Below are 15,315 nucleotides of genomic sequence, written 5' to 3'. Positions count from 1 at the left end.
CCCGGCCTTGCGCTCGATCAAGCATCGGCGCTGTCGCGTGGAAGTTCGCGGGCGGTTGATTCAGCGCAAGGCTGTGCCTGGTGGGCAGGCCTAAGGTGAGCGCATCACATCCCGCCAGCCCAAGGAGCCTTCATGCAGACCCCGAAATCCATCCTGCTTCACCTCGACGGCTCGGCCCGTACCGTGGAGCGCATCAAGCTGGCGCGCCAGCTCGCAGAGACCTTCGATGCCGAGGTAACAGGCCAGCCGTGCACCCTGTCCGCGCTCATGCGCTACCCGTTCGCCATCGAGGCTGCCGCGGAGGCGGTCGCGATCATGCAGGAGATCGACAAGGACGCGCGCGACAGGATGCACGCGACCTTCATGGAGCACAGTGCAGGCTCCCAGCGCCTGCACTGGGCCGAGCCTGAGAGCGATGGTCCGTGGGGATTCGCGCGGCGCGCGCTCTACGGCGACCTGATGGTCCTCGGCCAACGCGACGGGAACGACCCGATAGACGGCGAGCTCCCCGGTGATTTCCTGCCCAGCGTGCTGGTGCAGAGCGGTCGGCCGGCGCTGGTGCTGCCGTATGCAGGGCCGGTCGGTTCCGTCGGCCGCAACGTGCTGGTGGCGTGGAAGGAAACCCCCGAGTCCGCGCGCGCCGTGACCGCCGCGCTGCCATGGCTGCGAAAGGCGACCCGGGTGCATGTCGTGGCCTACGGCGAGGACGCGGAGGCGTCGTTGCAGAGACTGCAGAACTACCTGCGGATGCAGGACGTCCAGAACATCACGCTGCATCCCGGCGGCGACAAGGAAGACGATATCGGCAACAAGCTGCTGTCCTTCGCTGCCGACCTGGGCTCGGACCTGCTGGTGATGGGCTGCTACGGCCACAGCCGGGCGCGCGAATGGGTGATGGGCGGCGCCACGCTGTCCATCCTTCAGTGGATGACTCTGCCCGTGCTGATGTCGCACTGAGGCCACTGGGGCGCCAGTGCGAAGAGGGGGCTGCAATGCGCTTGACTACCCGCAGCTACCGCGAATTGCGCCCCCGCGCGATAGCCTGTTCCCCCGGAGCCGGGCCCGGAGATGTTGCATTGCTCCAGTTCGAGTGGCGCCAGTGCGGCATTCACGGCAGGTCTCGCTCAAAAGACAGCCCGGGCGTTGCCGCCTCAGGCGTCCACCAGCAGGTCATTCACCACCACAGTGACGCCTGGCGTGGCCCACGCGGCACCCTGCACCGCATCGCGCTCGGTCCAGGAGTGGACCGTGCCGCGCAGCGTGACCTGCGAGCCGTCGACCGTGATGGCGAGCTGGCGGGCTTCGCGGTCGGCCTGGCGCGAAAGCGCGTCGTGAATCTTCTTCTCGACGTCGGCAGGGCGCACCTTCGGCTTGACTTTCACGAGGTTCGACACGCCGGTCACCCCCATCAGGTCGCGCACTGCGCTTTCGGCGGCGCTGCGCTGATATCCCCACTCGACTTCGCCAGCCAGCGTGATCCAGCCGTTTTCCACCAGGGGCTGGATCTTGTCGTCGGGAACGAGCGCGTTCCAGTCGAGTGCACATTCGACCGCCATGGCTATGTCGGCATCGGTGCGCTGGTTGTCGAAGGGCAGCTTCACCGTCAATTCGACGGCCAGCGCCTTGACACCATGCACGCGCTGCACGGCGCGCTCGACGGCGTACTTCTCGGCGTGGCTGGCGAGGTGGCCCGTGAGGGTGACCACGCCGTCCTTGACGATCACGCCGACGTCGGAGGTCTTGACCTCGGGCGCCCAGGTCAGCTCGGCCTGGATGTCGTTGCGCAATTGGGTATCGGTCTTCATGAAGATTCCTTGCGGTGAATGAATGGAAGGGCAGTTGCCTCGGGCCCGGCGGCTCAGGCGATGGCGTCCAGCAGCAGGGCCTGGAGCACGAAGCACCGGTTGTCGGCCAGCGGGGTCTTGTCTCCGAGAAGCCCGGCCAGTTGCTCGGCCGGATGGCCTCGCATGGCGGCACCATCGAAGACCGGAATCCCGGCATGCTGGCCGATCTGTTGAACGAGCACGGGCTCCAGGCCCTGGCACTCCACGGCCTCGTAGAGGCGGCCGAGCATGCGGGCGGTGTGCTGCACTTCCTGCGGCGTACTTGCTGACGACAGGCTCGAGCGCATGACGGCTACGTGGGCGCCCAATGCCTCCGCGGCACGGCGGAACAGCGCTTGAGCCTCGTCGGGCTGCGTTTCGCACAGCAGCCCCAGGTTCTTGCCGCGCAGCAGCTGGCGGGTGGTCCCGTCCAGCGAGGCGCGCTGGAGGATGCGCGCGTGGCACAGCAGGCTCGCCACGTTCAGGGGAGAGAGCTGCGGCTCGGCCTCGGGACTGCGGGCGTTGTTGGAAAGGGGCATGGCAATGGTCAATGTGTGACTCGCCAAGGTTAGAGACGCCAACGGTCGCGGACTTGATGCAGGTCAAAGCGCGGAGCGTGTCCCGTGTGACTTGCAGCACGCCGAATGCCGTTGATACACGCCGGACACACTTCATTCACCGAGCGTTACCCATCGATTCCGACCGTTGTCATTGCGTTGCCGAGGGCTTCCTAGCATCCATCCATCGACACGCGACAGATCACCAAGGAGTCCAGATGCTCAATACCGCCACTTCCTCGAAGACCACACCGGTCCTGCCGACCATCGGCCGGGAGTGCGCGGACCGGAGCACCGGCGATACGCTGAAGCTGCTTGCCGAGCAACTCAAGCCGCAGCGCCGTGTGGTGCACACGGGCGACACGATCTACCAGGCGGGCGAGCGCTTCGGCAATCTCTACATCCTGAACTCGGGCTTCTTCAAGATCGTGAATCTCTCGGCCGACGGGCGCGAGCAGGTGGTGGGTCTCAAGTTCCGCGGTGACTGGCTCGGCTTCGACGGCATCGCGGGCAGCCGCTATTCATGCGATGCGGTGGCCATGGATACCGGCGAAATCTGGGTGGTGTCATACGAGGCCCTGCTGGCCGCCTGCGTCACGCATCCCGGCTTGCTGCAAGTTCTGCACACCGCCATGAGCCGGGAGATCTCGCACGACCGGGACTCGCTGATGTCCGTCTGCACACTGCCGGCCGACGCCCGCGTGGCCGACTTCCTGCGCTACTGGGCCGAGACGCTGGCCGAGCGCGGCATGCGCACCGACGAGATCACGCTGCGCATGACGCGCGCCGAGATCGGCAACTACCTGGGCATGACGCTCGAGAGCGTGAGCCGCGCGCTGTCGCGGCTGGCGCGCGACAACGTCATCGGTTTTGCCACCAAGGGGCGCCGCGATGTGCAGATTCCCGACGTCGGCGCACTGTCGGCCTTCGTGCAGCGCTGCCTGGCACCTGCACCCGCAATGCTCCAGTAAAAGTCGCAGCCACGCGTTCAGGCGTGGCCGGCCAGCACCTTGGCCATGGCGCGCGCCAGTTCGGAGCGCGAGTAGGGTTTGCGCAGCAGTTCCCAGCTCTGCGGCACCTCTCGGTCGGCATCCAGCAACTCGGACGAGAAGCCCGACATCAGCAACACCGCCAGCCGGGGAAAGCGCTGCTGCACCTCGATGGCCAGCCGCGTGCCTCGCATGCCGGCGCCCAGGGCGATGTCGCTCAGCAGGAGGTCGAAAGGCCCGGCGCCTGCGTCCAGCGCCGACAACGCCTGCTCGGCCGTGGCAGCCGTGACGACATCGCAGCCCAGCGTGGCAAGGAAGGTGTGCACCACCTTGCGCACCTCCGCGTCGTCCTCGACCAGCATCACACGCAAGCCGGGCGGGATCGTTTCGTCGGCACGTTCGTCCTCGGTGGCTGGCGGTCCGGCCTCTTCCTGCTGCGGCAGGTAGAGCGTCACGGTAGTGCCCCGGCCCGCCTTGCTGTCGATCGCGACCGCGCCCCGGGACTGATTGACGAAGCCGTGCACCGTGCTCAGGCCCAGTCCGGTACCGCGGCCGGCCTCCTTGGTGGTGAAGAAGGGCTCGAAGGCTCGCTCCTTGACCTCCTCGGACATGCCCGTGCCGCTGTCGGCGATGGAGATTGCGACGAAGCGCGCGGCTGCGTTGCTGTTCGGGTCGTTGCGTTCGCTGCGCAGGGCCTCCGGCAACGCACCGCACAGCTCGGTGCGAAAACGCAGCGTGCCGCCTTCGGGCATGGCGTCACGCGCATTGATCGCAATGTTGAGCAGCGCCGATTCCAGCTGCCCCGCGTCTGCCACCACAGGCGGACAACCAGGCGCGGTGTCGATTTCGATGCGAATGCGCTGGTCCAGCGTGCGCCGGAGCATGTCGGCCAGGGAGTGCAGCAGCGCATGTGTGTCGACGGCGATCGGCTGCAGCATCTGCCGGCGCGAAAACGCCAGCAGCTTGCCGGTGAGTTCGGCTCCCCGTCGCGTGGCGCGTGTGGCAGCACCCAGCAACTGCTGGGCGTAACTGTCCTGCGCAAGTGCGGGCATCTCTTCCAGGACCTGGAGGTTGCCCTGGATGATGGTCAACAGGTTGTTGAAATCGTGCGCGATGCCGCCCGTGAGCTGGCCGACGCTTTCGAGCCGCTGCGCATGGTTGAGCGCCTCCTCGGTCTGCACGCGCTGAAGGCTGGTGGCAAGCAGGCTGGAAAGCGATTCGAGAAAGCGCACTTCTTCGTCGCCGAAGCGTTTGGACTCCGTCGAGCGCACCGACAGCATGCCGATTACCCGTCCCCGGTCAGACAGCGGCACCGCGAGTGCGCTGACCAGTCCGGCGTCGAGGTAGGCCTGGGGCACGGCAAAGCGATGTTCCTTGCCATAGTCCGGCACCACGACCGGCCGCCCTTGGGAGAGCACGAAACCCGGCGGGGTGTCGGGGCGGTTGGCAATGCGCGAACCTATCTCTTCACCGGCGATCAGGCCGATACCGCTGACTACGCGAAACTCGAGGCCGTTGCTGTCGAGCAGCCACACCATCGCGACCTCGACTTGCAAGGCCGTTGTGATGATTTCCGGCACATGCTCGAGCACCACCTGCAGGTCGCGCGTGTCGACCGCCAGGCGCCCCAACTGGGCCAGTTGTTCGCTGTAACGGGCGCGCTGCAGCGCCTGCTTCACGCGCGGGTAGGCGCCGATGTCGCGGATGGCGGCCACGACGAAGGGCAGGCCATGGTTCTGCAGCGGGCTGAGCGCGATCTCGACCATGACCTCGCTGCCATCCTTTCGCTTGGCCACCAGCTCCATCTGCGTGCCCATGGGGCGCGGGCGGGGGGAGCGGCCATAGGCTTCACGGTAAGAGGCATGGCGCGGGCGGATGCTGTCGGGCACGAGCACATCGACGTTCAGGCCCACCAGTTCTTCCACCGCATAGCCCAGCAGCGCGGCTGCCGAGGGGTTGGCGAGCATGATGCTGCCGGACTGGTCTACCAGCAGCAGCGAATCCGGGTAGGCGATGAAGAGCGAGCGGAACACGCTGCCTTCCTCGATGCCCGACGGCAAGCCCTGGATGGGCACGTCGGGCAGGAAGGGCGGGTTGCCTGCAGCGTCAGCCATGGGAAACCGGCGGCACCAGGATGTAGCCAGCGCCTCGCACCGACTTGATGAGCTGCGGATCGTCGGCGTCCGCCTCGATCTTCTTGCGCAGCCGGCCGACCTGCACGTCGATCGTGCGGTCGAAGGGGGCGGCTTCGCGACCGCGTGTCTGCTCGAGCAGGAAGTCGCGCGACAGCACACGGCCGGGATGGCGGGCAAAGGCCTGCAGCAGGTCGAACTCGCCCCCGGTCAGGGGCACTTGCTCGCCTTGCGGATTCCTGAGGCTGCGCGCGGCGGTGTCGAGCTGCCAGCCGGCGAAGCTCAGCTTGTCGGGAGAAGCTGCAACAGGCGCCGGGGACGCGGGTGTCTCGGGCGTGAGCCGGCGCAGCACCGCCTTCACGCGCGCCACCAGCTCGCGCAGGTCGAAGGGCTTGGTCACGTAGTCGTCGGCACCCACCTCCAGGCCCACAACTTTGTCCACCGCATCGCCCCGGCCCGTGACGATGACGAGGCCGCAGCGCCAGCTTTCGCGCACGCGGCGCGCAATGGTGAAGCCGTCTTCGCCGGGCAGGCCGAGATCGAGCAGCACGAGGTCTGCGGGGTCGGTGTCCATCAGCGTCATGAGGCTGCGGCCGTTATGGACCTGGGTCACACGAAAGCCGTGGCCCTGCAGGTAGTTGGCCAGCAGCAGCGTGATGTCGACCTCGTCGTCGAGCACCGCGATGTGGGAGGCAGGTTTCATGCGTGGGCAAGGAAATAAAGCACGAATGTTGTAAACATCCTGAATCGGAGGCGAGCGTAGCACGCACGCTTCGCCGACGGCACCCCTTGCAGCCCCGTTGGCTACCGCGTCCAGCGCCAGTTCTCGATCTCCGGCATGTCCCGGCCGTGGCGGGTGATGTAGGCCCGGTGCTCCAGCAGCCTGTCGCGCAGATGCTGCTGCACATGCCCCGTGCTGTCGCACAGACGCGGCACGCGTGCTATGGCATCGGCGGCCAGGTGAAAGCGATCCAGCCGGTTGAGCACCGTCATGTCGAATGGCGTGGTGGTGGTGCCTTCCTCGCAATAGCCGTGGACGTGGAAGCCGGGGTGGTTGCGCCGCTTGTAGATCAGCCGGTGAATCAGCGCCGGGTAGCCGTGGAACGCGAAGATCACCGGCCTGTCGGTAGTGAAGATGGCGTCGAAGTCGGCATCGGAAAGGCCGTGCGGGTGCGCGGCAGGCGACTGCAGCGCCATCAGGTCGACCACGTTCACCACCCGCACCTTCAGCTGCGGCACCTTTTCGCGCAGCAGGTCGACGGCTGCCATCGTCTCCAGCGTGGGCACGTCGCCGGCGCAGGCCATGACCACGTCGGGCGTGCCGCCTTCGTCGTTGCAAGCCCATTCCCAGATGCCCAGGCCCGTGGCGCAATGGCGCACCGCGGCATCGATGTCCAGCCACTGCGGCGCGGGCTGCTTGCCGGCCACGATGACGTTCACGTAGTCGCGGCTGCGCAGGCAATGGTCAGTCACCGAGAGCAGGGTGTTGGCGTCCGGCGGCAGGTACACGCGCACCACCTCGGCCTTCTTGTTGACCACGTGATCGAGAAAGCCCGGGTCCTGGTGGCTGAAGCCGTTGTGGTCCTGGCGCCAGACATGGCTCGTGAGCAGGTAGTTCAGCGACGCTACGGGCCGCCGCCACCCGATGCCGCGCGCAACCTTCAGCCACTTGGCATGCTGGTTGAACATCGAGTCGATGATGTGGATGAAGGCCTCGTAGCACGAGAAGAAGCCGTGTCGCCCGGTCAGCAGGTAGCCTTCGAGCCAGCCCTGGCAAAGGTGTTCGCTCAGCACTTCCATCACGCGGCCATCGGGCGAAAGGTGGTCGTCGCCCGGCCATATCTGGGCGGTCGTCGTGCGTTCGGTTACCTCGAACAGGGCGCCGAGCCGGTTCGACGCGGTTTCGTCAGGCCCCATCACCCTGAAGTTGCGCTCTTGCGCATTGGCGCGCATGACTTCGCGCAGGAAGTTGCCCGCGACGCGCGTGGCCTCGGCGTCGACCGCACCCGGCGCCACCACCGGCACGGCGTGTGCGCGGAAGGGCGGCATCGTCAGATCCTTCAGCAGCAATCCGCCATTGGCGTGCGGATTGGCACTCATGCGGCGAAGGCCCACGGGCGCGAGGGCCGCGATTTCGGGGCGCAGCGCGCCGCGCGCATCGAACAACTCCTCGGGCCGGTAGCTGCGCAGCCACTGTTCGAGCAGTTCGACGTGGCCGGGCTTGGCTGCAAAGTCGGTGAGCGGCACCTGGTGCGCGCGGAAGGTGCCTTCGACCTGCAGGCCGTCAACCTGGCGCGGTCCGGTCCAGCCCTTGGGAGATCGCAGCACGATCATGGGCCAGCGCGGCCTCGTGTGAAAACCGTCCTTGCGGGCGCTGGCCTGGATGGCGCGAATGCTGTCCAGCGCTGTATCGAGCACGGCCGCCATCTGCCTGTGCATCCCGGCCGGCTCGTCGCCCACGACGAAGTACGGTTCGTGCCCGTAGCCACGCAGCAACTGCGTCAGTTCTTCCTCGCCGATGCGCGCCAGCACGGTGGGGCCGGCAATCTTGTAGCCGTTCAGATGCAGGATCGGCAGCACCGCTCCGTCGCGCTGCGGGTTCAGGAACTTGTTGGAGTGCCAGCTCGCCGCCAGCGCACCGGTCTCGGCCTCGCCGTCGCCGATCACGCAGCAGGCCAGCAGCGAAGGGTTGTCGAACACCGCTCCGTAGGCGTGCAGCAGCGAATAGCCCAGCTCGCCGCCCTCGTGGATGGAGCCCGGCGTCTCGGGCGCGACGTGGCTCGGAATGCCGCCCGGGAACGAGAACTGAGTGAACAGGCGCTGCAGGCCCTCGGCGTCCTGCCCGATGGCGGGATACACCTCGCTGTAGGTCCCTTCGAGGTACGTGTTGGCGACCACGCCCGGCCCGCCGTGGCCCGGACCCGCGATGAAGATGGCATCGAGGTCCCGCGCGTTGATGGCGCGGTTCATGTGCGCGTAGATGAAATTCAGGCCCGGCGTGGTCCCCCAATGCCCCAGCAGGCGCGGCTTGATGTGCGAGAGCACAAGCTTCTCGCGCAGCAGGGGGTTGTCCATCAGGTAGATCTGGCCCGCCGAGAGGTAGTTGGCGGCGCGCCACCAGGCATCGAGCAGCGCGAAGTCGTCGTCCGGAATTGCCGGTGCAGGGGAGAAGGCCATGTCGAGCTGCTTTCTGGGTGGACGGACGTTCCAGTATGGGCATGCGAGCGTGCGCAGGGTTGATGTCGCTCAAGCCGGTAACAACCGATACAGGAAGCGTGGCTTTGTGTTGCCTTGATCCCGCGCAAGCCGGGCAGGGCGGTGCGGCGTCAGCATTCGTGTGAATGCCCCTTCGGGCAAGAGGACACACCATGAACTCCGGCTTCACTTTTCCGCTTGCGCTGTGCAAGGCGCAGTACGGCATCTGGCTGCATTCGCTCGAAATGTTCGAGACGATCGGATCGCGCATCCTGCAGGACGGCATCGCACTGACCCGCGCCGAAACGGATGCCGTCATGCGGGCCGAGGACTGGCGGGCGTTGGCCATGGCGCCGATGCATGCGTTCCGGCGTTCGGACACGGACGGTGTTTCCCACACGCCACCGGTAGCCATCGAGGCCACACCATCCCGGCGGGCCGTGGTGAACGACGCCCTGCGCACCCTGCACGGAGCATTGGCCGCGGCACCGTCCGCACGCCGGCTGCAAGCCGGTCGCAAGGCAACCCCAACGCGGAGGAAAGCGTGACGCTCTCGACATGGGCATCGTGCCGACCGGCCTGCCAGTCGGATGCAACCCGGCGCCGCCACCTGCTTGCGCGGAAGAAGCGGCCGATGGGCCGATGTGCTCGTGGCGCACTGACGCGCGCGGCTACAGCAGCCCCTGGTTGGCGGCCGCGATCACCGCATGCGCACGCGTACGCACCTGCAGCTTGAGGCAGATGTTCTTCATGTGGGCGCAGACCGTCCGCCCGCTGATCGAAAGATGGCGGGCGATGTCCCCTGTGACATGGCCTTCGGCAACGAGCCGGAGCACCTCGCGTTCCCGCGCCGAGAGAACTCCGCGGGGGCCGCCTTCGGCTTCCCGCAGTGCAAGGGGGGCATTTCCAAGTCGCATCAGCAGGTGCCGGATCACGCTCGGCGACACCGCCGCACCGCCATTGACGACCTGCAGCACCGCCTGCGCGAAATTCTGGAACCAGGAGTTCTTGACGAGATAGCCCCACGCACCCGCGGTGAACGCCCGGCGCACATGAACCTCGTCTTCCAGAGCCGAATGCACGATGACCTCAGCCGAACCGCAATGGCTTTTGGCGCTCTCGATCAGTTCGAATCCTTTGCCGCCGTCGAGCCGGACGTCGACGATGAGAACGTCGAATTCATGCTGTGCCAGAAGGCGCTTGCCTTCCCGCAGGCTGCCCGCTTCGCCGACGATGCGCACGCGCGCATCCATGGCCAGTTCGTGGGCAATTGCACGCCGCGCACCGGCGTCTTCGTCGATCACCAGCACCCGCACCGGCTTCTCGGGCTGGCCGGACAGGAAGCCCGGCCATGAATTCACCGGTACCCGATTCGTCTCCTGCGCAGGGGCGCTTTCGATCTTCGCGAGCCAGTGCGGGGCGCCACGCGTCAACGGTGACGGCTCGGGTGGGACTGCATCCAAGGATGGCTTCATGCTGTTGCTGAAGTTCAGTTCAGGCTGAATGAGCGCTGGATGCCGCGGCATCCAGCGCCCGTTCACGGGGCGGCCGAACGGTGAGCCCGTTCAAGAGCGTCGTCAGGCCCTCGGTGCGGCGTGCGGCGCATTCCGCAGCCGCGCGCTGGGCCTCGTCGGCCACCTTGCCCAGCAAGGTCACCACGCCGTCTTTCACACGTACATCGATATCACAGGCGTTGACTGCGGGGTCCCAGTTGAGTTGAGCGAAAACATCGTGTCTGAGTTGAATGTCCGGGTTCATGGCAATCCTTTCTGAAGTCGGAGGAAACCTGTCCATGGCGTCAGAGCACTGCGGACCACGAGCCCGAGATGCGGCTTTCGAGTTCCGCGATGCCCACGTGGCACAGGTCGTTGTTCAGCGTGGCCTTGAGCCGCTGGGTGACCGCTTCGCTCAGCTGCGCCTTCAGTTCGCCCATGAAAGGGTTCGAGGCGAAAAGCGTGAGCGAGGCGTACTCACCGGCCTTCAGGCCCGCGTCCAGCCGGTGGGCGATTTCCTTCGCGAAGCGCTGGTGCTCATTGCGCCGTGCGTCGCTGCGCGGCTCGAAATGGTTGAGGCCCCGGCTGTTGTCGGCGGCCTGGCTGCCGGGACGGTCCGACTCGAGTTCCCTGGCGTGCAGCCGGCTTGCATCGTGTGCGAGGGTTGCGACCGGCACCAGCGGCGACTTGGCGGTGTCTCGGCGAAAGATGCGTGCCGATGCGGCATTGGCGATGACGATCAATTGGGTCTTCATGACGCTTCCCGGAGTAAGGGCGATGCCCAAGACTAGGACGCGGATTCACGACAGACTTTGCGCTGGATCAACTTCCGGCCTCTTGCCCGAGCTGCTTGCACGGCTAGCGAGTGCCCAGGCCGACGACAACGGTGTTGCGTACCTGCGCATTCCGTTGAATGCGCTCCCGGTGCACCGCCCCTCGGCCCAGAGCTAGCCGGGCAGGGCGGGTTCAGTGCGCCTCGGTCAGCTGATCGAGGATCGCCGGGTTCTCCAGCGTCGACACGTCCTGCGTGATCGCTTCGCCCTTGGCCACCGAGCGCAGCAGGCGGCGCATGATCTTTCCGCTGCGGGTCTTGGGCAGGTTGTCGGCGAAGCGGATTTCCTTGGGCTTGGCGATGGGGCCGATCTCCTTGCCGATCCAGGCGCGCAGCTCGGCCGCCAGGCGGTCGGCTTCCTTGCCCTCGGGGCGCGGCTGCTTGAGCACCACGAACGCGCAGATCGCCTCGCCGGTGGTGTCGTCTGGCCGGCCGACCACCGCGGCCTCGGCCACCAGCGCCGTGCAGGCCACAAGCGCCGATTCGATTTCCATGGTGCCCATGCGATGGCCGCTGACGTTCAGCACGTCGTCGATGCGCCCGCCGATGGTGAAGTAGCCCGTGAGCGCATCGCGCGCGGCGCCATCGCCCGCCAGGTAGTAGCCGCGCAGCTCCGGCGGGTAGTAGCTCGAACGGTAGCGCGCGTCGTCGCCCCACACCGCGCGGATCATGCTCGGCCAGGGCTTCTTGATGACCAGCAGGCCGCTCTCGCCGTTGGGCACGTCGTTGCCCGTCTCGTCGACGATGGCCGCGGCGATACCCGGAAAGGGCAGGGTGCAGGAGCCCGGCACGAGGTCGGTGGCACCCGGCAGCGGCGTGATCATGTGGCCGCCGGTCTCGGTCTGCCACCAGGTGTCGAGCACCGGGCAGCGGCCGCCGCCCACGTGCTTGCGATACCACTCCCACGCGGCCGGGTTGATCGGTTCGCCGACCGAGCCCAGCACGCGCAGGCTGCGCAGGTCGTAGCGGTCGGGGTGAACGGCGGAGTTGCCTTCGGCTGCCTTGATGAGCGAGCGGATGGCCGTGGGCGCGGTGTAGAAGACCGTGACGTAGTGCCGCTCGATCATCTGCCAGAAGCGCCCCGCGTCAGGGAATGTGGGCACGCCCTCGAACATCACCTCCGTCGCGCCAATGGCCAGTGGGCCGTAGGCGATGTAGGTGTGGCCGGTGACCCAGCCGATGTCGGCCGTGCACCAGAACACGTCGTCGTCGTGCATGTCGAAGGTCCACTTCGTGGTGAGCGCCGCATGCAGCAGGTAGCCACCGCTGCAGTGCTGCACGCCCTTCGGCTTGCCGGTGGAGCCCGATGTGTAGAGCAGAAACAGCGGATGCTCGGCGCCTACCCATTCGGGTTCGCAGCTGTCGCCCTGTGCTTCAGTGATCTCGTGCATCCACAGATCGCGCGGCGTCCACGCAATGGGCCCGCCGGTGCGGCGGTAGACGATGACCGACTCCACCGCCTCGCAGCCGCCCAGCGCAAGCGCCTCGTCGACCATTGTCTTGAGCGGCAGCTGCTTGCCCGCGCGCACCTGCTGGTCGGCCGTGATGACCACGGCGGCGCCGGTGTCCGCGATGCGGTCGCGCAGCGCGTGCGCCGAGAAACCGCCGAACACCACCGAGTGCACTGCGCCCAGCCGCGCGCAGGCCTGCATCGCGACCACGCCTTCGACCGACATCGGCATGTAGATGACGACGCGGTCGCCTTTCTTTACGCCGCGCGCCTTCAGCGCGTTGGCCATGCGGCAGGTCTGCGCGAGCAGTTGCGAATAAGTTGTGTGGGTGATCTTGCCGTCGTCCGACTCGAAGATGATCGCCACCTTGTTGCCCTTGCCGGCCTCCACCTGGCGATCGAGGCAGTTCCACGAGACGTTGAGAGTGCCGTCCTCGAACCAGCGGTAGTAGGGCGCATCGCTGCTGTCGAGCGTCTTGGTGAACGGCGTTTTCCAGCCGATGAATTCGCGCGCAAGGCGAGCCCAGTAGCCCTCGTGGTCGGCATCGGCTTCGGCCACAAGGGCGTCGTAAGCGGCGCGACCGGCGATATGCGCGGTGCGGGAGAGTGCTTCCGGGGGCGCATAGATCGGAAGGCGGGACGGGAGATCGGGAGCGTTCATGTCTCGTGTCTTTCGTGGGGTGATGGCGCGATCTTGCCGGCGGCGAAGGAGAAAACCTTGCGCCAGCGCAAGCTTCGATGCGGCGCGTGCACTCCTAATCGGGCCATTGCACACAAGGAGACTCCATGGAAGACGATCTGGTCGCGCGCATTGCCGCGAATCCGCAGTACAAGCAACTCAAGCGCCGGCGCGACCGCTTCGGCTGGACGCTGGCGGTGCTGATGCTCGCCGCCTACTACGGCTTCGTGCTGCTGGTGGCCTTCGACAAGGAGTTCCTGGCGCGACGCATGGGCGAAGGCGTCATGACCCTTGGCATGCCGATCGGCTTCGGCGTGATCATCTTCACCGTGGCCATCACCGGCTACTACGTGCGCCGTGCGAACGCGGAGTTCGACACCCTGTCGGACGCCGTGGTCAAGGCCGTGCAGAAGGTGGCCAAGCCATGAACACACATCTCCTGCGCGTGCGGTCCGCCGCCGTCCTTCTTGCGCTGGGCGCGGTCTCGGCGGGCGCTCTTGCGGCTGGCGCCGACCTGGGCCAGCTGCAGCGACAGCCCACCAACTGGACCGCCATCGGCATGTTCGCTCTGTTCGTGGTGGGAACGCTCTTCATCACCAAGTGGGCCGCGGCGCGCACCCGATCGGCATCCGATTTCTACACGGCCGGCGGAGGCATCACGGGCTTCCAGAACGGGCTTGCCATTGCCGGCGACTACATGTCGGCAGCGTCGTTCCTCGGCATTTCAGCCGCGGTGATGGCCACCGGCTATGACGGGCTGATCTATTCCATCGGCTTCCTGGTGGGCTGGCCTGTCATCACCTTCCTGATGGCCGAGCGGCTGCGCAACCTCGGCAAGTTCACCTTCGCCGACGTGGCGGCCTTCCGCTTCAAGCAGACCCCGGTGCGCATCTTCGCGGCCTCGGGCACGCTGGTGGTGGTGGCGTTCTACCTGATCGCGCAGATGGTGGGGGCGGGGCAGCTCATCAAGCTGCTGTTCGGCCTGGAGTACTGGATCGCGGTGGTTATCGTGGGCTCACTCATGATGGTCTACGTGCTCTTCGGCGGCATGACGGCCACCACCTGGGTGCAGATCATCAAGGCCGGCCTGCTGCTGGGCGGCGCGAGCTTCATGGCGGTGTCGGTGCTGTGGCACTTCGGCTTCAGCCCGGAGGCGATGTTTGCCGGTGCGGTGAAGGTCAAGACCGACCTGGCGCTCAAGGACGGCAAGACCGCCCAGGTGGCAGCGAGCATCGGACAGTCGATCATGGGCCCGGGCAACTTCGTGAAGGACCCGATCTCGGCCATCTCCTTCGGCATGGCGCTCATGTTCGGCACGGCCGGCCTGCCGCACATCCTGATGCGCTTCTTCACCGTGCCCAGCGCCAAGGAGGCGCGCAAATCGGTCATGTGGGCCACGGGCTGGATCGGCTACTTCTACCTGCTGACCTTCATCATCGGCTTTGGGGCCATCACCTTCGTGCTGACCAACCCCGACTTCCTCGACGCCAAGGGCGTGCTCAAGGGCGGCGGCAACATGGCGGCGATCCACCTGGCCAATGCGGTGGGCGGCAACGTGTTCCTGGGCTTCATCTCGGCGGTGGCCTTCGCGACCATCCTCGCGGTGGTGGCGGGCCTTACGCTGTCGGGCGCGTCGGCCGTGTCGCACGACCTGTATGCCACCGTCATCAAGAAGGGCGACGCCGGCAGCGCGGCCGAGCTGCGGGTGTCCAAGATCACCACGCTGGCGCTCGGTGCGCTGGCTGTGCTGCTGGGCATCGTGTTCGAGAAGCAGAACATCGCCTTCATGGTGTCGCTGGCTTTCGCCATCGCGGCCTCGGCCAACTTCCCGGTGCTCTTCATGTCGGTGCTCTGGAAGGGCTGCACCACGCGCGGCGCGGTGATCGGCGGCTTCCTCGGGCTGGTCTCTTCGGTGGCGCTGACGGTGGTGTCGCCTTCGGTCTGGGAGGCCACCTTCGGCTACCCGGCGGGGTCGGCACCGTTCCCGTACACCTCGCCGTGCCTGTTCTCGATGAGCATCGCGTTCGCGGGCATCTGGCTGTTCTCGGTGCTGGACCGCAGCGCGCGCTCCCAGGTGGACCGCGGCGGCTTCCTCGCCCAGCAGGTGCGTTCCGAGACCGGCATCGGCGCACACGGCGCGAGCGGGCACTGAACGAGCCTGCACG

Annotated in this window: 14 protein-coding genes; 5 read left to right on the top strand and 9 right to left on the bottom strand. The window is 66.7% G+C overall.

Annotated features, from left to right (window positions below):
• The first annotated feature begins 132 nt into the window (after positions 1-132).
• Positions 133-957 (top strand): universal stress protein, encoded by an 825-nt coding sequence (locus ACSFCA_RS24985; protein WP_435461393.1) that lies wholly within the window; start codon positions 133-135, stop codon positions 955-957.
• A 194-nt stretch (positions 958-1,151) separates the two neighbouring features.
• Here the strand turns inward: ACSFCA_RS24985 and ACSFCA_RS24980 are convergent, their stop codons facing one another.
• Entirely contained in the window at positions 1,152-1,805 is a 654-nt protein-coding gene (locus ACSFCA_RS24980) for a BON domain-containing protein (RefSeq protein ID WP_435461392.1), read from the bottom strand.
• A 53-nt stretch (positions 1,806-1,858) separates the two neighbouring features.
• Positions 1,859-2,362 carry a Rossmann-fold NAD(P)-binding domain-containing protein gene (locus ACSFCA_RS24975; protein WP_093060163.1) on the bottom strand — a complete coding sequence of 168 codons (504 nt, stop codon included), beginning with the start codon at positions 2,360-2,362 and terminating at the stop codon, positions 1,859-1,861.
• A 236-nt stretch (positions 2,363-2,598) separates the two neighbouring features.
• Here ACSFCA_RS24975 and ACSFCA_RS24970 point away from each other — a divergent pair, with 236 nt between their 5' ends.
• Entirely contained in the window at positions 2,599-3,351 is a 753-nt protein-coding gene (locus ACSFCA_RS24970; protein ID WP_093074280.1) for a Crp/Fnr family transcriptional regulator, read from the top strand.
• A gap of 17 nt (positions 3,352-3,368) precedes the next feature.
• Here the strand turns inward: ACSFCA_RS24970 and ACSFCA_RS24965 are convergent, their stop codons facing one another.
• The 3 genes from ACSFCA_RS24965 to ACSFCA_RS24955 all read right to left on the bottom strand — a co-directional run bounded on the left by ACSFCA_RS24965 (position 3,369) and on the right by ACSFCA_RS24955 (position 8,678).
• Complete coding sequence (locus ACSFCA_RS24965; RefSeq protein ID WP_435461391.1) at positions 3,369-5,483, bottom strand: PAS domain S-box protein; 2,115 nt, start codon at positions 5,481-5,483, stop codon at positions 3,369-3,371.
• On the bottom strand, positions 5,476-6,204 hold the full coding sequence (locus tag ACSFCA_RS24960; RefSeq protein ID WP_258354891.1) for a winged helix-turn-helix domain-containing protein: 729 nt from the start codon (positions 6,202-6,204) through the stop codon (positions 5,476-5,478). Before ACSFCA_RS24960 ends, ACSFCA_RS24965 begins: the two co-directional genes overlap by 8 nt.
• Positions 6,205-6,305: 101 nt before the next feature.
• The gene (locus ACSFCA_RS24955; protein WP_258354890.1) at positions 6,306-8,678 is read right to left on the bottom strand and encodes a phosphoketolase family protein; all 2,373 of its coding nucleotides are present in this window, start codon (positions 8,676-8,678) and stop codon (positions 6,306-6,308) included.
• A 191-nt stretch (positions 8,679-8,869) separates the two neighbouring features.
• Between ACSFCA_RS24955 and ACSFCA_RS24950 the strand changes: the two genes are divergently transcribed.
• The gene (locus ACSFCA_RS24950) at positions 8,870-9,244 is read left to right on the top strand and encodes a hypothetical protein (RefSeq protein WP_435461390.1); all 375 of its coding nucleotides are present in this window, start codon (positions 8,870-8,872) and stop codon (positions 9,242-9,244) included.
• A gap of 123 nt (positions 9,245-9,367) precedes the next feature.
• Here ACSFCA_RS24950 and ACSFCA_RS24945 read toward each other — a convergent pair whose 3' ends face one another.
• From ACSFCA_RS24945 to acs, 4 genes are all read right to left on the bottom strand, one after another.
• Positions 9,368-10,171: a response regulator gene (locus ACSFCA_RS24945; protein ID WP_435461389.1), complete on the bottom strand. Its 804-nt coding sequence runs from the start codon at positions 10,169-10,171 to the stop codon at positions 9,368-9,370.
• 19 nt (positions 10,172-10,190) lie between these two features.
• Positions 10,191-10,454 carry a BON domain-containing protein gene (locus ACSFCA_RS24940; protein ID WP_354336187.1) on the bottom strand — a complete coding sequence of 88 codons (264 nt, stop codon included), beginning with the start codon at positions 10,452-10,454 and terminating at the stop codon, positions 10,191-10,193.
• A 40-nt stretch (positions 10,455-10,494) separates the two neighbouring features.
• Entirely contained in the window at positions 10,495-10,944 is a 450-nt protein-coding gene (locus tag ACSFCA_RS24935) for a host attachment protein (RefSeq protein WP_435461388.1), read from the bottom strand.
• 211 nt (positions 10,945-11,155) lie between these two features.
• Positions 11,156-13,132 carry an acetate--CoA ligase gene (gene acs / locus ACSFCA_RS24930; protein ID WP_435461387.1) on the bottom strand — a complete coding sequence of 659 codons (1,977 nt, stop codon included), beginning with the start codon at positions 13,130-13,132 and terminating at the stop codon, positions 11,156-11,158.
• 125 nt (positions 13,133-13,257) lie between these two features.
• On the opposite strand from acs, the gene ACSFCA_RS24925 reads away from it, so the two are divergent.
• Together ACSFCA_RS24925 and ACSFCA_RS24920 are read left to right on the top strand one after the other, a co-directional pair.
• On the top strand, positions 13,258-13,578 hold the full coding sequence (locus ACSFCA_RS24925) for a DUF485 domain-containing protein (RefSeq protein ID WP_258354884.1): 321 nt from the start codon (positions 13,258-13,260) through the stop codon (positions 13,576-13,578).
• Positions 13,575-15,302 carry a cation acetate symporter gene (locus tag ACSFCA_RS24920; protein ID WP_258354883.1) on the top strand — a complete coding sequence of 576 codons (1,728 nt, stop codon included), beginning with the start codon at positions 13,575-13,577 and terminating at the stop codon, positions 15,300-15,302. Before ACSFCA_RS24925 ends, ACSFCA_RS24920 begins: the two co-directional genes overlap by 4 nt.
• The last annotated feature ends 13 nt before the right edge of the window (positions 15,303-15,315 follow it).

Source organism: Variovorax multivorans (assembly GCF_051216835.1).
Classification (GTDB): domain Bacteria; phylum Pseudomonadota; class Gammaproteobacteria; order Burkholderiales; family Burkholderiaceae_C; genus Variovorax.
Note: the sequence above shows the minus strand (reverse complement) of the source record. Positions and strands in the feature narration are given on the sequence as shown.